The sequence below is a fragment of the Bradyrhizobium sp. ERR14 genome (assembly GCF_014198235.1).
GTDB lineage: Bacteria > Pseudomonadota > Alphaproteobacteria > Rhizobiales > Xanthobacteraceae > Bradyrhizobium.
Map to the genome: position 1 here is coordinate 67,737 of NZ_JACIHD010000001.1, position 24,282 is coordinate 92,018.

Annotated in this window: 22 protein-coding genes; 14 read left to right on the forward strand and 8 right to left on the reverse strand. The window is 64.2% G+C overall.

Translation table 11 applies throughout. The features are described from left to right. Positions 1 to 110 precede the first annotated feature (110 nt). The 5 genes from GGD62_RS00330 (at position 111) to GGD62_RS00350 (ending at position 4,151) form a co-directional block, all read left to right on the forward strand. Entirely contained in the window at positions 111 to 1,310 is a 1,200-nt protein-coding gene (locus GGD62_RS00330) for a CaiB/BaiF CoA-transferase family protein (protein ID WP_183707546.1), read from the forward strand. Between the two features lie 10 nt (positions 1,311 to 1,320). Then, a complete protein-coding gene (locus tag GGD62_RS00335) occupies positions 1,321 to 2,457 on the forward strand; it encodes a thiolase family protein (RefSeq protein WP_183706780.1) in 1,137 nt (378 codons plus the stop codon). Beyond that, entirely contained in the window at positions 2,454 to 2,813 is a 360-nt protein-coding gene (locus tag GGD62_RS00340) for a Zn-ribbon domain-containing OB-fold protein (protein ID WP_183706781.1), read from the forward strand. Before GGD62_RS00335 ends, GGD62_RS00340 begins: the two co-directional genes overlap by 4 nt. Positions 2,814 to 3,294: 481 nt before the next feature. Then, positions 3,295 to 3,822 carry a carboxymuconolactone decarboxylase family protein gene (locus GGD62_RS00345; RefSeq protein WP_183256639.1) on the forward strand — a complete coding sequence of 176 codons (528 nt, stop codon included), beginning with the start codon at positions 3,295 to 3,297 and terminating at the stop codon, positions 3,820 to 3,822. 26 nt (positions 3,823 to 3,848) lie between these two features. Further along, a complete protein-coding gene (locus GGD62_RS00350) occupies positions 3,849 to 4,151 on the forward strand; it encodes a nucleoside triphosphate pyrophosphohydrolase family protein (RefSeq protein WP_028145149.1) in 303 nt (100 codons plus the stop codon). A 6-nt stretch (positions 4,152 to 4,157) separates the two neighbouring features. Here GGD62_RS00350 and glsA read toward each other — a convergent pair whose 3' ends face one another. From glsA to GGD62_RS00370, 4 genes are all read right to left on the reverse strand, one after another. Next, positions 4,158 to 6,005 carry a glutaminase A gene (gene glsA / locus GGD62_RS00355; RefSeq protein WP_183706782.1) on the reverse strand — a complete coding sequence of 616 codons (1,848 nt, stop codon included), beginning with the start codon at positions 6,003 to 6,005 and terminating at the stop codon, positions 4,158 to 4,160. A 21-nt stretch (positions 6,006 to 6,026) separates the two neighbouring features. Then, positions 6,027 to 8,102 (reverse strand): TRAP transporter permease, encoded by a 2,076-nt coding sequence (locus GGD62_RS00360; RefSeq protein ID WP_183237254.1) that lies wholly within the window; start codon positions 8,100 to 8,102, stop codon positions 6,027 to 6,029. A 240-nt stretch (positions 8,103 to 8,342) separates the two neighbouring features. Then, the gene (locus GGD62_RS00365) at positions 8,343 to 9,509 is read right to left on the reverse strand and encodes a TAXI family TRAP transporter solute-binding subunit (protein WP_183256642.1); all 1,167 of its coding nucleotides are present in this window, start codon (positions 9,507 to 9,509) and stop codon (positions 8,343 to 8,345) included. A gap of 168 nt (positions 9,510 to 9,677) precedes the next feature. Next, positions 9,678 to 9,899: an acetyl-CoA carboxylase biotin carboxyl carrier protein subunit gene (locus GGD62_RS00370; protein ID WP_091954359.1), complete on the reverse strand. Its 222-nt coding sequence runs from the start codon at positions 9,897 to 9,899 to the stop codon at positions 9,678 to 9,680. Between the two features lie 94 nt (positions 9,900 to 9,993). Here GGD62_RS00370 and GGD62_RS00375 point away from each other — a divergent pair, with 94 nt between their 5' ends. The 3 genes from GGD62_RS00375 (at position 9,994) to GGD62_RS00385 (ending at position 14,262) form a co-directional block, all read left to right on the forward strand. After that, positions 9,994 to 10,968, forward strand: coding sequence for an IclR family transcriptional regulator (locus GGD62_RS00375; protein WP_092252623.1), 975 nt, complete (start codon positions 9,994 to 9,996; stop codon positions 10,966 to 10,968). After that, on the forward strand, positions 10,898 to 12,457 hold the full coding sequence (locus GGD62_RS00380; protein WP_183706783.1) for an acyl-CoA carboxylase subunit beta: 1,560 nt from the start codon (positions 10,898 to 10,900) through the stop codon (positions 12,455 to 12,457). The genes GGD62_RS00375 and GGD62_RS00380 overlap by 71 nt, the downstream gene beginning before the upstream one ends. A gap of 107 nt (positions 12,458 to 12,564) precedes the next feature. After that, complete coding sequence (locus GGD62_RS00385; protein ID WP_018319853.1) at positions 12,565 to 14,262, forward strand: GMC family oxidoreductase; 1,698 nt, start codon at positions 12,565 to 12,567, stop codon at positions 14,260 to 14,262. A 998-nt stretch (positions 14,263 to 15,260) separates the two neighbouring features. Here GGD62_RS00385 and GGD62_RS00390 read toward each other — a convergent pair. After that, positions 15,261 to 16,736, reverse strand: coding sequence for an FAD-binding oxidoreductase (locus GGD62_RS00390; RefSeq protein ID WP_183706784.1), 1,476 nt, complete (start codon positions 16,734 to 16,736; stop codon positions 15,261 to 15,263). 192 nt (positions 16,737 to 16,928) lie between these two features. Between GGD62_RS00390 and GGD62_RS00395 the strand changes: the two genes are divergently transcribed. The 6 genes from GGD62_RS00395 to GGD62_RS00420 all read left to right on the forward strand — a co-directional run bounded on the left by GGD62_RS00395 (position 16,929) and on the right by GGD62_RS00420 (position 21,923). After that, positions 16,929 to 17,615 carry a TetR/AcrR family transcriptional regulator gene (locus tag GGD62_RS00395; RefSeq protein ID WP_183237248.1) on the forward strand — a complete coding sequence of 229 codons (687 nt, stop codon included), beginning with the start codon at positions 16,929 to 16,931 and terminating at the stop codon, positions 17,613 to 17,615. A gap of 4 nt (positions 17,616 to 17,619) precedes the next feature. Then, the gene (locus tag GGD62_RS00400) at positions 17,620 to 18,195 is read left to right on the forward strand and encodes a peroxidase-related enzyme (RefSeq protein WP_183706785.1); all 576 of its coding nucleotides are present in this window, start codon (positions 17,620 to 17,622) and stop codon (positions 18,193 to 18,195) included. A 56-nt stretch (positions 18,196 to 18,251) separates the two neighbouring features. Continuing rightward, positions 18,252 to 19,466: a 3-sulfinopropanoyl-CoA desulfinase gene (gene acdA / locus GGD62_RS00405; RefSeq protein ID WP_183706786.1), complete on the forward strand. Its 1,215-nt coding sequence runs from the start codon at positions 18,252 to 18,254 to the stop codon at positions 19,464 to 19,466. Between the two features lie 56 nt (positions 19,467 to 19,522). Continuing rightward, complete coding sequence (locus GGD62_RS00410; RefSeq protein ID WP_183237245.1) at positions 19,523 to 20,329, forward strand: CoA transferase subunit A; 807 nt, start codon at positions 19,523 to 19,525, stop codon at positions 20,327 to 20,329. Beyond that, complete coding sequence (locus tag GGD62_RS00415) at positions 20,326 to 21,072, forward strand: CoA-transferase (protein WP_183237244.1); 747 nt, start codon at positions 20,326 to 20,328, stop codon at positions 21,070 to 21,072. Before GGD62_RS00410 ends, GGD62_RS00415 begins: the two co-directional genes overlap by 4 nt. 356 nt (positions 21,073 to 21,428) lie before the next feature. Then, a complete protein-coding gene (locus GGD62_RS00420) occupies positions 21,429 to 21,923 on the forward strand; it encodes a hypothetical protein (protein WP_179730806.1) in 495 nt (164 codons plus the stop codon). Between the two features lie 52 nt (positions 21,924 to 21,975). On the opposite strand, the gene GGD62_RS00425 is transcribed toward GGD62_RS00420, so the two are convergent. The 3 genes from GGD62_RS00425 to GGD62_RS00435 are packed head-to-tail and all read right to left on the reverse strand — an operon-like array spanning position 21,976 to position 24,250. Next, a complete protein-coding gene (locus GGD62_RS00425; RefSeq protein WP_210317711.1) occupies positions 21,976 to 22,743 on the reverse strand; it encodes an amino acid ABC transporter ATP-binding protein in 768 nt (255 codons plus the stop codon). Positions 22,744 to 22,766: 23 nt separating this feature from the next. Continuing rightward, a complete protein-coding gene (locus GGD62_RS00430; protein ID WP_018319862.1) occupies positions 22,767 to 23,459 on the reverse strand; it encodes an amino acid ABC transporter permease in 693 nt (230 codons plus the stop codon). Then, positions 23,456 to 24,250, reverse strand: coding sequence for an amino acid ABC transporter permease (locus tag GGD62_RS00435; protein ID WP_183706787.1), 795 nt, complete (start codon positions 24,248 to 24,250; stop codon positions 23,456 to 23,458). Before GGD62_RS00435 ends, GGD62_RS00430 begins: the two co-directional genes overlap by 4 nt. Positions 24,251 to 24,282: the final 32 nt, after the last annotated feature.

Genomic DNA, 24,282 nt, shown 5'->3' on the forward strand with positions numbered 1-24,282 from the left:
GCGGCGCATGCGGCCATACGCCGGCCGCCCTTGTGCGCGCGGCTTTGCTGCCTTTAGCTGGACCGAAATCGCGGGGCCGCGCCTGGCCCCCGCGCAATCGGGAGCGAATGATGGGGCCGCTGAAGGGCATCAAGGTCATCGACATGACCACCGTGCTGATGGGGCCTTATGCGACCCAGATGCTCGGTGATTACGGCGCCGACGTCATCAAGGTGGAATCGCTCGATGGCGACGTCACCCGCCTGATCGGCCCGATGCGCCACGCCGGCATGGGCCCGGTGTTCCTCAACACCAACCGCAGCAAGCGCTCGATCTGCCTCGATCTGAAAAAGCCGGCGGGCCGCGAGGCCGTGTTGCGACTGCTGAAGGACGCCGACGTTCTCGTCTACAACGTCCGCCCGCAGGCGATGGCGCGGCTTCAGCTCGGCTACGACGTCGTCTCGAAAATCAACCCGCGCCTCGTCTATGCCGGCGTGTTCGGCTTTGGCCAGGATGGCCCGTATGCCGCAAAGCCCGCCTATGACGATCTGATCCAGGGCGCCACCGCGCTGCCGGCGCTGATGGCGCAGACCGGGGACGGCGTGCCGCGCTATGTGCCGAACGCGCTGGTCGACCGCATCGTCGGCCTTACCGCCGTCGGCGCGATCTGCGCCAGTCTCGTGCATCGCGACCGCACCGGACGCGGCCAGCGGGTCGATATCCCGATGTTCGAGACCATGGCCGGCTTCGTCATGGGCGATCACATGGGCGGGCTCACCTATGAGCCGCCGCTCGACAAGGGCGGCTATGCCCGCCACCTCTCGCGCGATCGCAGGCCCTACAAGACCTCGGACGGCTATCTCAGCGTCATCGTCTACAACGACAAGCAGTGGGACAATTTCTTCAAGGCGACCGCGCGCGACGAGCTCCGCGCCGATCCCAGATTTGCGACCTTCGCCGGCCGCGCCGCCAATATCGATGTCGTCTATGCCGAGCTCGCGCGCATCTTCGAGACGCGCCCCACCGCCGAATGGATCGAGCTGCTGACCAAGGCGGATGTGCCGGTCATGCCGATGCACGACCTTGCCTCGATCCTGCACGATGAGCATCTGGAAGCGACGAATTTCTTCCCCGTCGTGACCCATCCGACCGAGGGGCCGATCCGCAGCATGAAGGTGACGGCGACCTGGTCGGAGACGGAGGCAGAGCCGGTGCGGCTGGCCCCGCGTCTCAACGAGCACGGCGCGGAGATTCTTCGCGAGATCGGATACTCCGCCGACGAGATAGCCGCCATGGTGCACGACGGCATCACGCGCTCGCCGCCAGAGTAGGGGAGGCACCATGAGCTTCATCAACGGCGTCGGCCTCACGTCTTTCGGCAAGCATGAAGGCTCGTCCTCGCTCGACCTGATGAGCCAGGCGGCGCAAGCCGCGCTCGACGATGCCGGGCTGACGCGCGCGGACATCGACGGCATTCTTTGCGGCTATTCCACCGTCTCGCCGCACATCATGCTGGCGACCGTGTTCGCAGAGCACTTTGGAATCCGCCCGAGTTACGCTCACGCCGTGCAGGTCGGCGGCGCCACGGGGCTCGCGATGACGATGCTGGCGCATCACCTCGTCACCTCGGGCGTCGCGCGCAACGTGCTCGTCGTTGCCGGCGAGAACCGGCTCACCGGGCAGAGCCGTGATGCCTCGATCCAGGCGCTGGCGCAGGTCGGCCATCCCGACTACGAGGTGCCGCTGGGGCCGACCATTCCCGCCTATTACGGCCTCGTCGCCAGCAGGTACATGCACGAATATGGCGTAACCGAACAGGATCTCGCCGAATTCGCGGTGCTGATGCGCGCCCACGCCTGCACCCATCCCGGTGCGCAATTCCACGACCCCATTACCGTCGCCGACGTCATGGCCTCGAAGCCGGTGGCGATGCCGCTCAAGCTGCTCGACTGCTGCCCGGTGTCCGACGGCGGCGCCGCCTTCGTCATCAGCCGCGAGCGGACCGGGGAGGCGGGCGTGCGCATCCGCGGCTGCGCGCAGGCGCATACCCATCAGCATGTCACGGCCGCGCCCGCGCTCAGTGAACTCGGCGCCGAGATCTCCATCGCCCGCGCCAAGAAGGCCACGGGCCTTGCGATCTCCGACGTGCGCTACGCCGCGATCTACGACAGTTTTACCATCACGCTCGCGATGCTGCTGGAAGACCTCGGCCTTGCCGGCCGCGGCGAGGCCGCAGCCCGCGTGCGATCAGGCCATTTCAGCCGCGACGGCGCGATGCCGCTGAACACCCATGGCGGGCTGCTCAGCTACGGCCATTGCGGCGTCGGCGGCGCCATGGCGCATCTGGTCGAGGCGCATTTGCAGATGACGGGGCGGGCGGCGAGCCGCCAGGTGCGCGACGCCTCGATTGCGCTGCTGCATGGCGACGGCGGCGTGCTGTCGTCGCATGTGAGCATGTTCCTGGAGCAGGTGCGATGAGCGGGCGTCTGGCAGACTGGACCAAGGGCGAACCGGCCATCACCTACCAGACCTGCAACTCATGCGGGCATGTGCAGTATTTCCACCGCGCCTTCTGCGCGGCTTGTGGCGAATCGGATTCGCGCGAGCAGCGCGCCAGCGGCAAGGGCAGGGTCTACGCCACCTCGCTGGTCTGCCGCGCCGCGACGCCCGAGACGCGCGCGCACGTGCCCTACAACATCCTGCTGGTCGATTGCGCCGAGGGCTTTCGCATGATGGCGCATGGCGACAACGGACTCGCGATCGGCGATTCGGTCGTCGCGAGCTTCAAACCGTTCGCCGGGGAGATCGTGCCGTTCTTCACGAAGGAAATGTAACGGGATTCGTCATTCGGGGGCGGTCATGGACCGAGCCTGGAACGGGTATTCTGGGCCTGGCCTGTGCGAGGGGCCACCCCGGAATGACGAAAACTCTAGAACTCCAACTAACGCCCGTAGAACAAGATGCTGGCGATGACGAGCATCGCCGTCACCGCCAGCATATGCGCGAGCGCTCCCGAGGCCGCCCCCTTGGTGGCTTCCTTCATGCCTTTTTCTCCCTAGACTTGGGCGTGACTCATCGTTGTGCGGCTAGCGCACCCGATGGCCAATTGTTTTACTCGGAACACCCCATTTGCGAGTACTCACCGCGATTTGTCCCCACGCGGCGAATATCGACTGTGTCAGGGTCGATCAGCAATGCGGCGGCAATTTGACTCGATAATGTTGCTCCTGCGTCCTCGCGCGAATAGAGTCTTTGGGAACTTGCGCGGACGACGACAAAAAGCATCAAAAAATCAGGGAAAACTTCAGGAAAATCATGGCCCGCATCAGCTACAGCGACCCGTCCAAGGCATCCGACCGCACCCGCGAAATTCTCGACAAGAACCGCAACGCCAACATCTTCCGCATGATGGCGCACTCGCCGAGCTATTTCGAGCAGTACTGCCGCTTGGGGGGCGCCATCCGTCACAAGGGCGAGCTCGATCCGGTCGTGCGCGAGCTTGCGATCACCCGCACCGGAATCTTGTGCGAGGCGCCGTACGAGATCGTCGCGCACAAGCGGATCGGCAAGAATGTCGGCGTCACCGACGCGCAGAACGAGGCGCTGGAAAACTGGCAGGCGGCGCCGTGCTTCAACGAGGTGCAGCGCGCCGCGCTCGCCTTCACCGACGAGATCGTGAAGCTCAGGAAGCCGACGGATGCGACCTTCAAGGCGATCGCAGCGAAGCTGACGCCGGCCGCGCTGGTCGAGCTCCAGCTCTCGGTCGGCTTCTACATCATGACCTCGAAATTCCTGGAGACGTTCGAGATCGATCTCCAGCCCGTCACCGAAGTGGTGGGCTGATCGAAGCACCGCGGCGAGGGATGCCAATGACGATCGATGAATATGCGGCCTGGGCCGCGAGCGTTGCGAAAGTCGATGAACATCCGTCCAACGAGCGGCTCTCCTATCTCGGTCTCGGCCTCGCGGGCGAGGCCGGCGAGGTGGCCGAGCACATCAAGAAGCTGTTGCGCGATGACTGGCTCGACAAGGCTGGCCTCGTCGATGAGCTCGGCGACGTCATCTATTATTGGGCCTGCCTCTGCGCGACGACCGGCCAGAAACCGTCCGAGCTGCTCGAAAGGAGCGCGGCAAAGATCAAGCGGCGGCTGAGCGAGGCGGCGAGCCGGTAGGCTCGCTCACGTCGACGTCAAAATATCCACCTTCGCGTTCGCCACGATCAGGCGATCGGCGAGGAGCTGGGCGAGGTTGCGCATGATGCGCTCGCTGGCGTGCGGGTGCTGCTGGCGGAAGCGTTCGAAATCCTGCAGCGGAGCCTCATAGGCGGTCGCCGCCATGTCGGCGAAGACGTCGGCCGAGCGCGTGGACTCCAGTAGCGCCATCTCGCCGAACGCCATGCCCGCGGTCAGCGTCGCGAGCCGCACGCCGTCGGGCAGCGTGACGTGCACGGCGCCGCTGCGCAGGAAGAACAGGGAATCGGCGCGATCGCCCGTGGTGAGAATCTTGGCGCCGGACTGATAGGTGCGGATGGTGCAGATCGAGGCGAGATCCGCCAGCTCGTCCTCGCCGAGGCCCTCGAGCAGCGGCTGCTCGGCAAGCTCGGTGGTCTCATGAAAGTCGATCGAGCCGCCGTAGCGGTAGACGATCTGGTCTTCGGCCCATTCGATCGCGGTGTCGAGCAGGTAGAAGTCGCGGACGTTCTTCAGCTCGGCCGTCCATTCCCGCAACGTGTCCCATTCCTTGGATGCGCGCCTGACGCCGGACAGCACGACGGTCACGTTCAGCGCCGCGAGCTCCTCGAACGCTTCGGCGACCAGCCGCGCGCCGGCGCGCGTGGTGGAGGTGACGCGGTGCAGATCGAAGATCACGAATTGGGGGCGGGGTCGGGCAGCGAGCCGCCGGGAGACGTAGTCGACCGCGGACAGCGACAGCGTGCCGACCAGCTCGATGATCCGCACTTCCTGCTCATGCGCGGCGAGAATCTCGCGCTCCTGCGGCCGGCGCACGCGGCGTGACGGGCTCTTGCCGATATCGTAGTCGGCGATGACGGCGTTGCGGGCATCGTCGCTGCGGTTGAGCATGTGCAGATCGTAGTGCGAGGACAGCGCCTCGCAGACCTTGATGCCGCGCACGCTGTTGCCGTGCTTGTCGAGCTTCGGCGAATAGCTGCCGAGCCCGAGGCGGGCGGGGAGCGCGGCGAGGATGCCGCCGCCGACGCCGCTCTTGGCGGGAATGCCGATCCGGTAGATCCATTCGCCGGCATAGTCGTACATGCCCGACGAGGTCATCACCGACAGCGTGCGGGAGATGGCGTAAGGCGTCAGCACCTGCTCGCCCGTGACCGGATTGACGCCGCGATTGGCAAGGGTCGCCGCCATCACCGCGATGTCGCGCGCGGTGACTAGCACCGCGCATTGCCGGAAATAGACGTCGAGCACGGCTGCAACGTTGTCGGAGATCACCGCGTTGGTCTTGAGCAGATAACCGATCGCGCGGTTGCGGTCGCCGGTCTGGCTCTCCGAGCCGTAGACGGCCTCGTCCACGGCGAGATCGCGGCCCGCGAAGCGGCTCAGCGCGAGCCGAATCTGCTCGAAGGCATCTGCGCCCTTGCTGTCGTAAATCAGCCCGGTGCAGGCGATCGCGCCGGCATTGACCATCGGGTTGAACGGGTGGTTATCGGAATTAAGCCGGATCGAGTTGAAGGGATCGCCCGACGGTTCGACGCCGATCGCGCTCTCGACCCGGCCTGCGCCCAGAAGGTCCAGCGCCAGCGCGAACACGAACGGTTTTGACATCGACTGGATGGTGAAGGGCACCCTGGAGTCGCCGACCTCGTAGACGTGGCCATCCAGTGTCGCGAGGCTGATGCCAAAATAGGCAGGATCAGCCTTGCTCAGTTCGGGAATGTAGTCGGCGACGCTGCCCGAGGTTTCGGCGGAGAATTCGTTGAGGCAATTGTCCAGAAACCGCAGCAAGGGCGGCTTCGAGCGGGTCCAGGCGGCGGCGAGAGGCGAGAGCGGGGTCATCGCCTCTCTTGTGCAACGCAATCAGGGCACGCGCAACCCGTTCGGAACCACGGTCTGCCGCCGGACCAGCAGCAGGGCGAGCAACGCCGTGGGCACAAGGATGGCAAGGCCCAGCAGCGTCACCTGCATCTGCGACAGCGGCATGATCCCGCCGCCCGGTGTCGCCACCACGAAGCCGCCGATCACCAGCAGCACGCGGATCGGCCATTCCAGCGCGCCGGCGCGGCGGAGGTCACCGACGAAGGGCTGATAGCCCTGGATGCCGCCGCAGATGAACAGCGTGCCGAACGCCGCAAGTCCCATCAGGCCGAGACCGGCGAGATACGGGCTCGGCCCTTGCAGCACCAGCGCCGGATTGAGCACGAAGAAGAACGGGATGAAATAGATGATGCTGCCGACCCACATCGATTCCCAGCCCGTCTTCATCGCCGGCGAGCCGGCAATGCCTGCGGCTGCGAAGGACGCGATCGCGACCGGCGGGGTGATCGAGGACAGCATGCCCCAATAGAAGATGAACATGTGCACGGCCATCTTGTTCAGCCCGAGCTTCTCCAGCGCGGGCGCGACCAGGATGGCGAGGAAGATGTAGCAGGCCGTCGTCGTCAGCCCGAGGCCGAGGATCAGGCTGGTGAGCGCACACATGCCGAGCAGCAGGAAGGGATTGTCTCCGGCAATATGCAGGAGGTCGTTGGCGAGGCTCGACACCACGCCTGTCATCGAGAACGCGCCGATCAGGAGACCGCAGCCGGCGAGGATGCCGACCAGCTCGACGAAGGTGCGGCCGTTGACCTCCAGGAATTTGCCGATCGTCGCAAAGGTCCAGCGCGTGTCCTTGGAGAAGAACTGGTTGAGCACCAGCAGCAGCGCGGTCGCGTAGAATGGCGCATGGCTCTCGCGCTTGAAGTAGAGCAGCATCACGATCAGCAGGGCGATGACGAAGACGTAGTACCAGCCGTCCTTGATCGTATCCATGATCCGCGGCAGCTCGGCGCGCGGAATTCCCTTCAGCCCGTGGCGCGCGGCGTAGGAGTCGACCTGCATGAACAGGCCGACATAATAGAGCGCGGCCGGGATGATGGCGGCGACCGCGACCTCGGCGTAGCTGACATTGAGGAACTGCGCGATCACGAAGGCGGTCGCGCCCATCACCGGCGGCGCCAGCACCGCACCGGTCGAGGCGCAGGCCTCGATCGCGCCGGCATAGGAGGCGCGAAAGCCGCTCTTCTTCATCACGGGAATGGTCATGGTGCCGGCGGTCAGCACGTTGGAGATAATCGAGCCCGACATCATGCCGAGCAGGCCGCTGGCGAAGATGCAGACCTTGGCCGCGCCGCCGCGGAAGGTGCCGCACAGCGCGAAGGCAAGGTTGATGAAGAATTTTCCGGCGCCGGTCATCATCAGCGCGGTGCCGAACACGAGGAAGCCGATCACGGTGTCGGCGAAGGCCTGGATCGGAATGCCGAGCAGGCTCTCGCCCGACAGCACGTGATAGGCGGTCGCCTGCTCCAGCGTCGATTGCGTGCCGCGGAACGGGCCGAGCCAGCTGGATTCGGCAAATAGCGGATAGACCGTGAAGGGGAGCACGCTCAACAGCAGGCTCCAGCCGCCGGTGCGCCGCAACGCCTCCATCAGCATCGCCCACATCACGAGCCCCGCCGCGATCACGTTGTTCGGCGCGCCGCCGAACTCCCAGCCGGCCTCCGCCGCCTTGCGCACGTTCGACATCAGCAGCAGCGCTGCGGCGAAAGTCGCGACGAACAAGACGAGGTCGTACCAGGGGATCCGGTCGAGCGGCGCGCGCTCGGTGCCGGGAAAGATCAGGAAGGTGAAGGGCAGCATCAACGCGATCAGGAGATAGAAATACTCCGTGTTGAGCTGGGTGTAGCCGATGAAGAAGCGCAGCGAGAACTGCTGGTTGATGCAGAGCAGGATCGTTGCCGCGGTCGCTGCGACCAGCGTCCAGCGCCAGGCGCCGCGCAAGGTGCGCACGCGCGTGACTTCGGCCTCCTGCATGTTGCCGGCCGCGCCATGGGGGTCGTCGAACACGATCCGCTTGGTCTCGTCTTGCGGGGCAGTGGAGGTAAAAAAAGAAGACATCGTCGACCCCGCGCGTGGGCTGGTAACTAACTAAGCGAATGGCCGTTGGTTGAATCGATCAAGCCGCGGGCTCCTCAACCTCTCCCGCTTGCGGGAGAGGTCGGCGCGCAGCGCCGGGTGAGGGCTGTCTCCTCTGGGGGAATCCCACTGCGGAGATACCCTCTCCCCAACCCTCTCCCGCAAGCGGGAGAGGGAGCGCACTTCTCGCGCGGCGGCCATCAAGCCCAACAACATCGTGCGCTAATCCTCGAACCCGTTCGGCATGTCGGCTTTCGCAAGCGCTGTTGCGCGCGCCTTCATCCAGCCATCGAGGAACGCCTTGTCGTCCGACGGCGGGTTGGACTTGCCGTAATCGGCCCACGCGGCTGCCAGCACCTCCTGCCGCTTGATCAGCTTGTTGTTGTGCGCCTCCTGCGCGTCGCTCCACTGTCCGGCTTCCTTCAGTGCCTTCACCGAGCCGGGATGCACCGGCACCACCCAGTTCTTGGTCTGGCGGTCGGCCGCGAGCCCGCCGGCACCGGGCGCCGAATCCTTGTAAGCGTCGTAGTTCGTGATCATCGCCTTGGTGATCGCATAGACCTGGTCGGCCGGCTGCGAGGCATAGGCGACGAAGATCGGGTAGGGGTAGTTGCCGAGCTCGACCGGCTTGTCCGGCGAGATGCCGGCCCCACAGGTCGCCACTTGCGGGAAGAAGAACGATCCGACCTTCTGCATTCGCGCCCAGCCTTCCTTGTCCTTGGCAGGCAGCGGCGGCCAGATCAGGCCGCGCGGCGAGGTCTCGGCTTCCTTGGCGGGGCCGGTGATGGTGGTGCCGAATGCGGCATCGACGTCGTTGTTGATCAGCCCTTTCCACATCGCGCCGTAGCTTGCGAATTCGACGGCCTTGATGTCTTTTTGCGTCAGCCCGGCGAAAGCGAGCACGGCGAGCGAGTTCTGGTTCAGCGCGGGTGAGCCGACCACGAAGCCGACACGCTTGCCCTTGAGGTCCTTCAGCTCCTTCACGCCGGTGTCGGCGGCGACGCCGAGCGAACCGCAATTGCAGTCGACGCTCGAAAGCAGGATCTGAAGCGGCTGCGGACCCCATTCCTTCGCGCCGAACTCGAACATGCCTTCCTGCGCGAAGTAGGTGCCGGATCCCATCGCCGAGGATGCCGCGCGCTTGGCGCGCAGCGGCGCGAGACGGGCAACGTCGTTGCCTGCGGGCAGCACGCGCACGTCGGTGCCGTATTTGTCCTTCATCATCTTGCCGACGCCGACCGCGATGTTGAAGCCGGCGGTTCCGGTGTCATAGGCGGTGAACGTCAACGTCGCCGGCAGCTTGATGTCTTCGGCGAACGAATAGCGTGTAGACGCAAAAGAGATGCCCGCCACCAAGGCAGGCGCGAGCACGAGCAGCCCACGAAGCATGTTTCCCTCCAATGATCTTTCGCGTTTGCCGCGAAGATTTTCGTTCTTTGTTTGAAACAGAGTTTTGTTTGCGACGGATCATGTCACCCGCGTCGGGCGATGGCAACGCCGTACCGCGCATGCGGGAACGAGACTGACAGATTGCCGCGGAAGCGACGGATAACGCCGTCAACACGCGACAATCGCGACCGCCTGTCCCTCCGCAACGACGTCGTCGAGCTTGACGAGAAGCGATGTGATCGTGCCGCTTGCAGGCGAGAGCACCGGTATTTCCATCTTCATGGCTTCGACGATTACAATTTCATCGCCATCCGCAATGGTTCCTCCAACTTGCACGGGAGTTGCGCAGACGCGCCCGGCGACCTCCGTGACGATCTTAATTTCTGGCATGCCATCCCTTTTTGTTGTCGTCGCAAAATGCCTGAGGTAGCGTCGTCTGCAAGTGGAATTTAATTCCGCAGAGCGGAACAACGGTAGGGAACACATGGGACGACGATCGGAGCGGTTGAGTAGGCAAGGCGTGCTCGCTGGCGATGCCGGTGAGGGTGATGTCATCCAGGTGGTCTCGCGCGCGTTCGACGTGTTGCGATGCTTCGAGGGCCACGAGGCAAGGCTCGGCAATCTCGAGATTTCAAATCGCTGCGGCCTGCCGCGCTCGACGGTGTCGCGGCTCACGCATACGCTGACGCGGATGGGCCAGCTCGTCTATCTGCCGCGCGATCAGAAATATCGCATCGGCCCGAGCGCGGTTGCGATGAGCGCTTCGATGATGAAGGGCGCGCAGCTGCGCAGCATGATCCGCCAGCGGCTCCAGGAAGTCGCCGAGCAGCTGCCGGGCACGGTGGGATTCGTCGTGCCCGACCGCTTTCATCTGGTCTATCTCCAGTTCGCACGCTCGCCCTCTGCGCTGGGCCTGCATGAGGGCACCGGCAGTCGCATCTCGATGGCCTCGACCGCCGCGGGCGCGGCCTACACCGCAGCGCTGGCGCCGGAGATCGGCGATGCCTTCATCGCGGACTTCGAACGGGAGGCGCCCGAGGCCGCGAAGATCCTGAAGCCCCGCATCGAGGCCAACCGGCAGATGTTGCGAGAGCGCGGCTATGTCGTGGCCTGCGGCTTGTGGAGCCCGCACATCAACGGCCTCGCGGTGCCGATCTGGTCGCCGCAATACCAGACTTTCGTGGTCATCACGATCGGCCTGCTCTCGGCGATGTATGACGAGCAGCGTCTGCATGACGAAGTCGCGCCGCTGATGCTTACGCTCGGTCGCTCGCTCGGCAGCCTGATGGAAGGCTCCGAGGGCGATGCCTTCGCCAACCGTATCCCGCGTAAACCGGTCGCAATGGCCGTGCATAACAATAACAAGCCGATCCATTCGGAGGGAGTGAATGAACTGGAAGCCGGAACTCGACGAGCTCGCCCGGCGCGAAGCCTTCGCGCGGGAGATGGGCGGCGTTGACAAGGTCAAGCGACAGCATGACCAGGGCCGGCTGACTGTTCGGGAGCGTATCGACAAGCTGATCGACAAAGGCAGCTTTCACGAGATCGGTGCCGTCTCCGGCATCGGCGAGTACGATTCCAGCGGCGATTTGAAAAAGCTCACGCCGGCGAATTGCGTGTTCGGCCGTGCGCGCGTCGACGGCCGCACCGTGGTCGTGGTCGGCGATGATTTCACGGTGCGCGGCGGTTCGGCTGATGCGTCGATCTCGGCAAAGCCGTTGATGGCGGAGGAGATGGCGCACGATTTCCGTCTGCCCATCGTCCGCATCATCGAAGGCTCCGGCGGCGGCGGCTCGGTCAAGACCATCGAGACCAAGGGCGCGGCGAATCTGCCTGGAGGCATCGGCGGCACGCGCTGGTATCGGTTCACGACGGAGAATTTGTCGCGCATGCCGGTGGTCGCACTCGGCCTCGGCTCGGTCGCAGGCCTTGGCGCCGCGCGGCTTGCCGCCAGCCACTATTCCATCATGACCCGGAAGTCCGCGATGTTCGTCGCGGGGCCGCCGGTGGTGAAGGCGCTCGGGCAGGACCTCTCGAAGGACGAGCTCGGCGGCGCCGACATCCAGACCCGCGCCGGCGCGGTCGATCATGCCGTCGACACGGAAGAAGAGGCCTTTGCCTGCGCGCGGCGTTTCCTGTCTTATCTGCCGTCGTCGGTCTACGAGCTGCCGCCGACCTTGCCCTGCACCGACAATCCGGAGCGGAGCGAAGAGGCGCTGATGAATGCGGTGCCGCGCAACCGCAAGCAGGTCTACAAGATGCGCCCGATCATCGAGTCCGTCGTGGACAAGGGCTCGTTCTTCGAGGTCGGCAAGAATTTCGGCAAGCCTGTCATCGTCGGTCTGGCGCGGCTCGAGGGCAGGGCGGTGCTGGTGCTCGCCAGCGACAGCTTTCACTATGGCGGCTCCTGGACGGCGGATGCCTGCCAGAAGGTGGTGCGCTGGGTCGACTTCGCCGAGACCTTCCATCTGCCGGTCGTCTATCTCATGGATTGCCCGGGCTTCATGATCGGCCTCGATGCCGAGAAGGCGGCGACCATCCGCCACGGCGTTCGTGCCATGGCTGCTGTGAACCAGACCACCGTGCCCTGGTGCACCGTGATCCTGCGCAACGCGTTTGGCGTTGCGGGTGTCGTGCATCAGCCGGCCGACCGCTTCTCGATCCGCTACGCTTGGCCGTCGGCCTATTGGGGCTCGCTGCCGCTCGAAGGCGGCATCGAGGCCGCCTATCGCGCCGACATCGACGCGGCCGAGGACAAGGCGGAGAAGCTGAAGGAGATCGAGGCGCGCCTCAACAAGCTGCGCTCTCCGTTCCGTTCGGCCGAAAAGTTCTGGGTCGAGGAGATCATCGATCCCCGGAAGACGAGGTCGCTGCTGTGCGAGTTCGCGCGCCTCGCCGAGCCGCTGCGAAAGCCGGGGCCGCCTGAGAACTTTTCGATCAGGCCTTGATATTGGCCATCGCTGCCGCGCGACAATCCTGTCGCGGCTGCGATGGCGTGACCTCAAAACAATTACGCGCTACGTTCCCCGAACAAGAGCAAGAGGACGCGCCAATCGTGTATGACTTCATTATCGTGGGCGGCGGCTCGGCGGGGTCCGTGCTGGCCCACCGGCTCTCCGCGAAGAGTGCCAACAAGGTCCTGCTGTGCGAAGCCGGCCAGGACACGCCGCCCGGTAACGAGCCGGCCGAGATCAGGGACAGCTATCCGGGCACGGCCTATTTCGATCCGCGCTTCCACTGGACCGAGCTCAAGGTCACGACGCAGGTCGTCAGCCACAACAACCCACACGTGGGCCGGCCTCCCTTGCGCAAATACGAGCAAGCGCGCGTGCTCGGCGGCGGCTCGTCGATCAACGGCCAGATGGCCAACCGCGGCGCCCCCACCGATTACGACGAATGGGACGCGCGCGGCGCCGAAGGGTGGACCTGGAACGACGTGCTGCCCTTCTTCAAGAAAGTCGAGCGCGACCTCGATTTCGACGGACCGTACCATGGCAAGGATGGCCGGATCCCGGTCCGCCGCATCCCCAGGGAGCACTGGACGCGGCATTCGCAGGCGTTCGCCGATGCTTTCCAGCAGGCCGGCCACCGATTCCTGCCGGACCAGAACGGCGAGTTCGTCGACGGCTTCTTCCCCGTGACGCATTCGAACCAGGCCGAACAACGCGTCTCCGCCGCGATGGGCTATCTCGATCGCGACACCCGCCAGCGCGCCAATCTCACCATCTCCACCAACACGCAAGTGCGCGAGCTGCTGTTCGAGGGCACGCGCTGCGTCGGCGTCAAGGCGATGGTTGACGGACGCGAGCAGGAATTCCGCGGACGCGAGATCATTCTGTCCAGCGGCGCCATCCATTCGCCGGCGCATCTGTTGCGCGCCGGGATCGGGCCGGTCGGCCACCTCAAGGATCTCGGCATTCCTGTGCTGATGGGACTGCCGGGCGTCGGCCAGCGCCTGATGGATCATCCCTCGATCTCGCTGTCGTCCTTTGTCCGCCGCGGCGCGCGCATGAACGAGCACACCAGGCGCCACATGCAGCTGGGCCTGCGCTATTCCTCCGATCTCGCAGGCGTGCCGAAGGGCGACATGTTCGTCGTCCTGCTCTCCAAGTCGGCCTGGCATGCGGTCGGCGAGCAGATCGGCTCGCTGCTGACCTTCGTCAACAAGACCTATTCCGAGACCGGACAGGTCAAGCTCGCCTCGCGCGATCCGTCGGCAGAGCCGATCGTCGAGTTCAACCTGTTGTCCGACCGGCGCGATCTCGATCGCCTGATGAGCGGCTTCCGCAAGATGGCGGCGGTGCAGATGAGCGACGTGGTCAAGGCGGTGACGGACAAGCCGTTCCCGGCCGCCTATACGGACAAGGTCCGCAAGATCGGCGTGGTCAACACCAAGAACAGGATCTTGACCAAGATCGCCGCGACGCTGATGGACGGGCCGGCGGCGCTGCGCCACTACATGATCGACAATTTCGTGGTCGAAGGTTTCACCTTCGATCAGGTGATGAACGACGACGACGCGCTGGAGGCCTTCGTGCGCAAGGCGACGATCGGCGTGTGGCACGCCTCCTGCTCATGCCGCATGGGCCGCGCCGACGATCCGATGGCGGTGGTCGACAATCAGGGCCGCGTCAAGGGCATCCAGGGCCTGCGCGTCGTCGACGCCTCGATCTTTCCGGTGGTGCCATGCGCCAACACCAACTTTCCCGTGTTGATGTCGGCGGAGAAGATCGCAGCAGCGATGATGCAGTGAATAGCGGCGTCGCGCCGATCAGGGGCAGCGCAGTGACGAGGAGAGCTTGCCGCAAAATCCACGACGAATACGAACCGGACTTGATTGCATGCGGTGCGTTGGACCCGCCGAGCGTTCATTCGTTCTCTGCGAGTTAATCATTTCGGGCGCTATTTGTAGGCTATGATGATTGCAGACAGCGTCGCGCAGATGCAGCCATTTTCAGCCGCTCTTTAGGCCCATTTCAGCCAAACTGTTATTGGTTTCTCGTTGCCTGGGGCAGGACCACTCTATTTTGGAGTCCTGCAATGTACAGGCTAGTAATTTCTGCGTACCTCTTCGTTGCCTTGAGCTCTATCCCTTCGGAAGCGCGACCTTATCGCATTCATCATGCTTCCGAATGCAATGTCACCATGCCCTGCGACTTCTCGTATTCGCAGATGCAGCGCGAGCGGACCTCCAGGTCCTCACTAACTTCCAGATACTCACTAGCTTCCAGATCCTCACTGAATTCCACGCCGTCACTGCAAGCGTACCGCTCGACGCAGCTGACAGTGACTGACGCAGGGGGCGCCGCCACGCCGGCGACCGTCTCCGGTGTTTCCGGGGCTCGCGTTGTCGGCGGTCGTCCGGCAGGCTGCCCTTCGTCCTTCTGCGGCTGCGGCGCGGCTCTGCGCGTGTTCGGTCGTATCGTGCCGGAATTGAATCTTGCGGCCAATTGGCTGCGCTTTCCGCGGACATCACCCGCGCCGGGAATGGTTGCTGCGCGCCGAGGACACGTTTTCGTTCTGGAGCAGCACCTCGGAGGCGATGTCTGGATGGCCTATGACGCCAACTCGGGCGGACACGCTACGCGAATCCACGCACGTTCATTGCGAGGGTACGCGATCGTGAATCCGCGCGGCGGTTCGGCGGCTTGAGGGTCGCGGACACCACTCTCGACAAGACCGCGGACGGGTCGCAACTTCGTTGCGACCTGCCCACGCTCGATCGATCGTTGACGCGGGGCGCAGCGTCGGTCACAGCCGCAGCACCTTGCCGGGATTCATGATGTTCTGCGGATCGAGCGCGCGCTTGATGGTCCGCATGATGTCGAGCTCGGTCTTCGAGCGGTAATGGCTGAGCTCGTCGAGCTTGTCGATGCCGATGCCATGTTCCGCCGAGATCGAGCCGCCCATCGAGGTGACGAGATCGTTCACGGCCCGCGTGATGGCGCCCTTGTATTGGGTCAGCGTCTGCTGATCCATGCCGGTCGGCCCCATGAACGAAAAATGCAGATTGCCATCGCCGATGTGCCCCAAAGGATAGGGCCGGATGGTCGGGAGAATGTCGAGCACCGCCGTGGTGCCCTTGGCGATGAACTCCGGAATCCCTGAGATCGCCACCGACACATCGAAGCTGAGCCCCGGACCTTCGGCCCGGGAGGCCTCGGCGACACTTTCGCGGATGCGCCACATGTTGCGCGATTGACTGACCGTGTGGGCGATCACCGCATCGAGCACGCGGCCGGCCTCGAGTTGATCGGCGAGAAACTGCTCCATTTTCCCGGACATGCCCTCGGTGCCGTCCTGGCGCGCCCGCGAGGACGACCATTCCAGCAGCAGGTACCACGGCGTGTCGGCCTTGAGAGGATCCTGGGTGCCGGGAATATGGCGCAGCACCATGTCGATCGCGCTGCGGCTCATCAGCTCGCAAGAGCCGACATTGTCTCCGGATGCCGCGTGCGCTTCCGACAGGATCTCAAGGGCCGCGCGTGGATCGCGGATCGCCAGCCATGATGTAGAGACGTCCTTCGGCGCCGGCCACAGCTTGAGCACGGCCTTGGTGATGACGCCCAGCGTGCCTTCGGCGCCCATGAAGAGGTGCTTGAGGTCATAGCCGGTGTTGTCCTTCTTGAGCGCGCGCAATCCGTCCCAGACCTCGCCGTTTGCCAGGACGACTTCAAGCCCCAACACGAGATTGCGGGCATTGCCATAGCGCAGCACCTGCACGCCGCCGGCGTTGGTCGACAGATTGCCGCCGATCATGCACGAGCCCTGGGCGCCGAGGCTGAGCGGCAAGAACCTGTCGTGCCGGCTTGCCGTCTCCTGAAGCGTCTGCAGCACGCAGCCGGCCTCGACCGTCATCGCGTAGCCGACGGGATCGACGGCCAGCACGCGGTTCATGCGGCCGAGCGACAACACGATGCCGGTGTGCGCAGGCCAGGGCGTCGCCCCACCCATCAGGCCGGTGTTGCCGCCCTGCGGCACGATGGCGACGCCGTGCTCATGGCAAAGCCGGACCACCTTCGCGACCTCCTCGGTGCTGCCAGGACGGACGACGGCGCCGGCACCGCCAACCAGCAATCCCCGCCAATCCGTCACGAACGGTTGCTTGCCGTGCTCATCTTCGATGAGGCCCTTGTCACCCACGATCGCGCGCAACGCATCGCGCATCTCGGCAGTCAAGGGAGCGGTTGGAATAGCGGGTTCGGACGACGGGAAGGCAGCCGGCATTTTCGTTTCCCCTGGCGCATCTTGGTGTGCACTGCGCACGTGACGTGCCCGGGTATTGTCCACGTTTGGCGCAGGGAGTCTAACGGCAAGATGTCTCGAACTGCAGCCGGTGACGAAGGCGGTCCGCGGGAGATCTGAGCCTTGCGAGGAAGAGGGGTTGATTTGACAAGACGATCGGTCTAATAAACCTTCATGAACAGAGCAGCCTCGGTATCAGAGCCGCGCCGACGGGGCCGTCCTCCCAGGGACCAGTCGCAGCCGAACGCGCCGCGCGCGCGTCTGTTGCGCACGGGCGTTGCGATTCTGACCGAGAAGGGATTCAGCGCCGTCGGCGTCGAGGAGATCCTGGACTCCGCCGACGTGCCGAAGGGATCGTTCTATCACTACTTCGGCAGCAAGGAGGCTTTCGGCCTCGAGCTGATCGATGCCTACGCCGCCTATTTCGCCCGCAAGCTGGATCGATGGTTCGACGATGCAGCGCGGGCTCCGCTGGACCGCCTGCGCGATTTCATCGCGGACGCGCGGTCGGGCATGGCTCGCTACGGCTATCGGCGTGGCTGTCTCGTCGGCAATCTCGGGCAGGAGATGGGGGCGCTGCCGGAGCCGTTCCGAAAGCGCCTCGCTGCCGTTCTCAGGGATTGGGAAGCCCGGACCGCCCGCTGCCTCCAAGCGGCGCAGCAGGCAGGCCACATTCCGGAAGACGCCGATTGCGACAGCCTCGCGCATTTCTTCTGGATCGGCTGGGAGGGCGCGGTGCTGCGGGCGAAGCTGGAAAGACGCCCCGACGCGCTCGACGTCTTCGCGCGAGGATTTCTCGCGATGATCCAGGCCAAGGAACGCGTGATCGTACCAACTTCCATCGACGAGTACCGAGGATAACGCCATGACCCAGGCACTTGCAGTCAGCCGCTTCCCTGTCCCTGATCTGGCCGACATGCCAGAGGACATCCGCGCCCGCGTCGTCGCCGTCCAGGAGAAGTCCGGATTCATCCCGAACGTCTTTCTCGTGCTGGCGCACCGGCCGGACGAGTTTCGCGCGTTCTTTGCCTATCACGACGCGCTGATGGACAAGCCCGGCAACCTCAGCAAGGCCGAGCGGGAAATGATCGTGGTTGCGACCAGCAACCTCAATCAATGCCAGTATTGCGTCATCGCGCATGGCGCGATCCTGCGCATCCGCGCCAAGGATCCGCTGATTGCCGATCAGGTCGCGGTCAATTACCGCAAGGCGGATATCACCGACCGGCAGAAGGCGATGCTCGACTTCGCCGTGCGCGTCTCGACCGAGGCCTACAAGGTTTCCGAATCCGATTTCGCCACGCTGAAATCGCACGGGTTCACGGAAGACGACATCTGGGACATCGCCGCGATCTCGGCCTTCTTCGGCCTCTCCAACCGGCTTGCCAACGTCACCAGCATGCGTCCGAACCCGGAATTCTATAACATGGGACGCGGCTGATCGGGCTGACTGACCTGTTCGGCAAGTACGCTCGTCCGCGGACATGGAGAACGGACATGGAGCTCTCATCCCAGCAGCTGGCGCTGAAGGAGAGGGCTGCTGCGCTCTCCAACGAGACGATCCGCAAACGTGCCGCCGACATCGACCGGTCGCGTGAATATCCATGGGACGTCGTCGAGGCGCTGAAGGCCGAGCGCTTCATGGGAATGACCATTCCGGTCGAATATGGCGGCCAGGGTCGGAGCTTCCTCGACACGGTGCTGGTCATCGAGGAGATCGCCCGGTCCTGCACCGTGTCTGCGCGCATCGTGGTCGAGGCCAACATGGGCGCCATCTCGACCGTGATGGCCTACGGCACCGACGCGCAGAAAAAGCGCGCGGCCGATCTCGTCCTGGATGGCGACAAGCCGGCCATCTGCATCACCGAGCCCGACGCGGGGAGCGACGCGAGCGGAATGACGACGCGAGCCGACAAGCGCGGCAACCGCTATGTGCTCAACGGCAGGAAGCACTGGATCACCGGCGCCGGAGTGTCTCGTCTCCATTTGATCTTTGCGCGCGTGTTCGACGAGAGCGGCGAGGAGCTGGGCGTCGGCGGCTTCCTGGCGGTGCGCGGCGAGGCGGAAGGGCTCCGCGTCAGCAAGCGCGAGACGACGATGGGGCTGTGCGGCATGCCCGAAGGCGAGCTCGTGTTCGAGGACCTCGAGATCACGCCGGACATGGTGCTGCTGCCGCCCTCAGGCTTCAAGCGCGGCTTCGCCGACCTCATCAATGCCTACAACAGCCAGCGCGTCGGCGCCGGCACGGTTGCCATGGGGATTGCGGCCGGCGCACTGGAGCACGCCATCGCATGGGCCAAGACGCGCGAGCAGTTCGGCCGGCCGATCGGCGAATTTCAGGGGCTGCACTGGATGCTCGCCGATATGCAGACGCAACTGACCGCATCGCGCCTGATGCTGCACGCGGCGGCGGCTTCACGGGGGCCGGGCGGCAGCGCATTCCCCGATCCCATGCTTGCCGCTCAGGCGAAGATCTTCGCCTCGGAAGCCGCCATCAAGATCGTCAACGACGCGCTGCAGGTGTTCGGAGCCCGCGGCTATTCGCGCGACTTTCCGCTCGAACGGATGGCGCGCGATGTCCGCATGTTCACGATCGGCGGCGGCACGGCCCAGGTGCTGCGCACCTTGGTTGCCAGCAAGGTCCTGGGCTGGAAGCTGCCGCAGACGCGCGATGGCTACGTCGTGTCAAGGGACCTTGCGGCAAAGGACTAGGGCGCTATCGTGCGCGACACGGCGTGTTGATGGGAACCCGAGGAAGAGGTGAAGAGATGACAGACTTCGTAACGCCGCGAGAGATGGCGGAGATGATACCGTCGGGGTGCAAGCTCGGCCTGGCGCCGGACGATTACGCCGCGGCCCCCGGATTGGTTCGGATGCTGATCGATCGCGGCATTCGCGATCTCCATGTGGTCTGCGCACCGATCGGCGGCATGCAGGTCGATATGCTCATCGGCGCCGGCGCCGTGGCGACGCTGGAGACGAGCGCCGTCAGTCTCGGCGAAGCGGGCGGCGCGCCTTGTTTCAGCCGGGCTGTGCGCGACGGATCCATTCGCCTGCGTGATGCCACTTGTCCGGCGGTGTTCGCAGGGTTAACGGCCGCGGAGAAGGGGGTGCCGTTCATGCCGATCCGCGGCATTATCGGCAGCGACGTCCTGGAGAAGCGCGACGATTGGAAGGTGACGTCCAATCCGTTCGATGACGCTGAGAAGATCGTCGTGGTCTCGGCGATCCAGCCCGACATCGCCTTGTTTCACGCGCCTGAAGCGGACCGGTTCGGCAACGTCAGGCTTGGGCGCCGGCGCGAAACAATGCTGCTGGCCCACGCGTCGAAGAAGGCCTTCGTGACCGTCGAGCGCATCTCCGAGGTATCGCTGCTCGACGACGAGAACATGGCCGCGGGCGTGCTGCCCGCAATCTACGTGAGCGCGGTGGCCCAGCTCGAGAAGGGTGGTTGGCCGACGGGGCTTTACGCCGAATATCCCAGGGACGGGCAGGAAATCGAGAAATACGCGCGCGCAGCGCGCTCGCCGGAAGGCTTCCAGGCCTACGTTCGGGGCCTGGGGAGCGCGGCATGAGCGAGGCGTGCACCAGCCGTGAGTTGATGATCTACACGATCTCGCGGCTGCTGAAAGGCGTGCGGCATGTTGCGGTCGGTCAATCCTCGCCGATGCCGGCGGCGGGAGCGATGCTGTTGCGTGCGCTCAACCAGCGTGACGGGCTGGAGCGCGTGCAGGTCTCGATCCTCGGGTCGGTCAAGCACAATTCCTTCACCGGCGGTGCCGAGGAGCTGTTCGATTGCGCCGCGCAGGGACGCCTCGACGCCTTCTTTCTCGGCGGTGGCCAGATCGACGGCCAGGGCAACGTCAATCTCGTTGGCACCGGCGACTATCCGAACAATCCGGTCAGATGGCCCGGCTCGTTCGGCTCCGCCTATCTGTATTTCCTGGTGCCGCGGGTCATTCTGTTCCGTGAAGAGCACAGCCTGCGATCCCTGGTGGAGCGCGTGGACTTCGTCTCCGCACCTGGAGTTACCGACGAGACGGTCTATCGGCGAGGCGGCCCTCATGCGCTGCTGACCAATGCGGCGTTGTTTTCCTTTGACCGGGAGGCGGGACGTTTTCGCCTCGAGAGCACGCATCCGGGATATGGTTGGCGCGACATTCGAGGCACGACGGGCTTCTCGTATGACAACGAGCAATGCGAGGTCACGACGCCCTTGCCGGACGAGGCAACGTTGTCCTTGATCCGGGGCCGAATTCGCGAGGAGCTGCGCGAGTGCTATCCGCAGTTCGCGGGCAATATGCCCGGTCCGGGGTGAGGCGGGTTTCGTTCCGATCTGCCGCGACTCTCTCCCGCTTGCAGGCAGGGCAAGCGCATTTGGCGACTTCTCTGTGGCCATCCTTCGAGACGCCCGCCGTTGGCGGGCCCTCAGGATGAGGACGGAGTGTGCGGCAGCACTCTCAACGAGCTCCGATGCCGCTTAGCCTCATCCTGAGGAGACCGCTGAAAGCGGTCGTCTCGAAGGGAGAGGCGCGCGCTCAAGTCGCCAAGTACCAAAATGCGATTGCGGCAACGTTCGGACAATCTCTGCAACGTTTCTAAACATCTTCGACAACTTCCCGCGACTGTTCGGGCGTAGAACGCGCTCGGACTTTTCAGATCGGGATTGATGGAATGTCATTGAAGATTTCGGCGGCGCGCATGGGCATCGGCGCGGTCTGCCTCGTGCTTGGCGGCGTCAGCCCATTGTGCGCAGAGCCGGTGTTCGACAGCTTGGCCGGTGCCTGGTCGGGCATCGGCACCATGAAGCCGTCGGACGGTCCGCGTGAGAAGGTTCGCTGCAAGGTGGCGTACAACGTGACCAGGCCGGGGCGGTCGTTGACACTCGACCTGCGCTGCGCGAGCGATGCGTACAAGATGGTCCTGTCCGCGAACATCGAGCAGAGCGGGACGGAGCTTTCCGGCAACTGGTTCGAGAGCGAGTACCGGCAGGGCGGCAAGGTCTACGGCACCAACAAGGACGGCCTCATCGAGGCGCGAATAGAGGGAAATACGGTGGCCGCGCTGGTGACGATCCAGACCAGGAGCAACCATCAGTCCTTCCTGATGGAGGCACCGGGCTCCTGGATGGCGGAAGTCGCGATCGAATTGAACAAGGATGTGAAGTAGCCAAACACTAAATCAAAGCGCGATGACGATTCATCCTGATCTCATCGTGCCTTTAGTGGATGATCTGGTTCAGAAAGCCCTTCGCTCGTTCCGTGCGAGGGGCCCGAAAGAAGGTTTCCGGATCTGCCTCCTCGACGATGCTTCCGCGATCCATGAAGACCACACGGTCGGCAACCTCGCGGGCGAAGCCCATCTCGTGTGTCACGCAGACCATGGTCATTCCGTCCCGCGCCAACTCGACCATGGTGTCCAGCACTTCCTTGACCATCTCGGGATCGAGCGCGGATGTCGGTTCGTCGAACAGCATGATCTTGGGCTGCATGCACAGCGCTCGGGCGATGGCAACGCGTTGCTGCTGGCCGCCTGACAATTGTGCAGGATATTTGTCCGCCTGATCCTGAATGCGAACCTTCCGCAGCAAGCCCAGTGCGCGATCGCGGGCTTCTGCTTGCGAAACGCCGCGAACCTTCATCGGGGCCAGCATGCAGTTCTCGGCGACCGTGAGGTGCGGAAACAGGTTGAAACTCTGAAACACCATCCCGGTTTCGCAGCGCACGCTGTTGATGTCGGCGAGGCGGTTGCTCAGTTCGGTGCCGTCGACGATGATCCGGCCTCCGTCGTGCTTCTCGATATGGTTGATGCAGCGGATCAGCGTCGACTTGCCGGAGCCCGAAGGTCCGCACAGCACGATCTTCTCGCCTTTGCCGACCCTGAGATTGACGTCGTTCAGCGCGGTGAATGCGCCGAACCGCTTCACCAAGCTCTCGACGACGACGATCGCACCGGGCTGTGCGGCATTGCTGGAGGCCTCTCGATGCATGTTCGTCTCCCGGATTCGAGGCGTTATCGCGATGTGGCGAGCGCGTATCGTTTGCGAAGGACAGCGACACACTGGGAAGCTGCCGAGCTGATGGCGAGATAGGCCACTGCGACGACGAGGTACATTTCGACGAGGCGGCCGTTGAGCTGTGCAAGCTTGGAAGCGGCGCCCAGAAGATCCGTCAGGGAAAGGACGTAAACGAGTGAGGTGTCCTGAAAGAGGATGATCGTCTGGCTGAGGATGATCGGACTGGCCACGCGCAGGACCTGCGGGAGGACGATATGGCGGTAGGTGTCGTAGGTGGACAGCGCGAGCGCCTGGCAAGCCTCGAACTGGCCCTTGTTCACCGCTCGCAGCCCGACACGGATGATCTCGGAGTAGTAGGCGGCCTCGAACAGGCCGAAGGTGATGAAGGCCGTATAGGTGGCGCCGATCGGAATCGGGCGGCCGTTGCCGCTGAGATGCCCAAGCACGATCGGCACCAGGAAGAAGAACCAGAACAGGACGAGGATCAGCGGAATCGATCGGATGACCGCAACGTAGCCGCGGATGATCTGGGCGAACACTGGAATCTCGAAATGCTGAACGAGCGCCAGGCAGGTTCCGAGAACCATGCCGATGACGAATGCGGCGGCCGTGAGCGCAAGCGAGAAGAGCAGGCCCGACCAGAGATAGGGCCACGATTGCGTTACGATCGAGAAATCGAGGGTGTTCATTTCACGACCTCCATGGCGTTGGGCAGGGCGCCGCCTTGCCGCATCTCAGTGGCCAGATCCTCGTCAGTCCCGGGCTTGACGGGAGCGCTGCCCGGAATGCGGACGGCTTTGTCGATGAGGGTCATGGCCTGATAGGCAACCAGCGCCAGACAAAGGTAGATGATCGTCGCTGCGCCAAATGCCGTAAATGTCTGGAACGTGGCCTCGCTGATCTGGCGCGCCTGGGCGGTCAGCTCCATCAAGCCGATCGTGAGGGCGACGGAGGTGTTCTTGTAGATGCCCATCACCTCGCTGGTGAGGCTCGGCACGATGAGGCGCAAGGCCTGCGGCACGATGACGTATCGATAAGTGAGATAGCCATTGAGGCCGAGAGCGTTGGCCGCTTCGATCTGTCCCCTTGGGAGCGCTTCGATGCCCGCCCGGACCTGCTCGGCTATTCGGGACGCGGTGTAGAGTCCCAGGCAGAGGAGCGCCGGGAAAAACGACGCCCAGGGTGGCGGGATCTGCTTGATGGCATCGCCCAGCGCGCTGGGCACGACCTCCGGGAAGACGAAGTACCAGAGGAACATCTGCACCAGGACAGGGATGTTCCGGAATATCTCGACATAGAGCCGGGCCGGGACGGAGAAGAAGCGATTCTGGACCGTGCGGCCTACGCCGACGACCACACCGATGCCGAAGGCGATCCACCAACCGAAGAAGGCCAGGGCCAACGTCCAACCGAGACCCGACAGAAGCCAGTCGATATAGCGCTGGCCGTCCGCCGTCTGTTCAAAAAGCACTCCGAACATCGCGAGCCCTCAGGTTGCAGGTGCGAACGAGG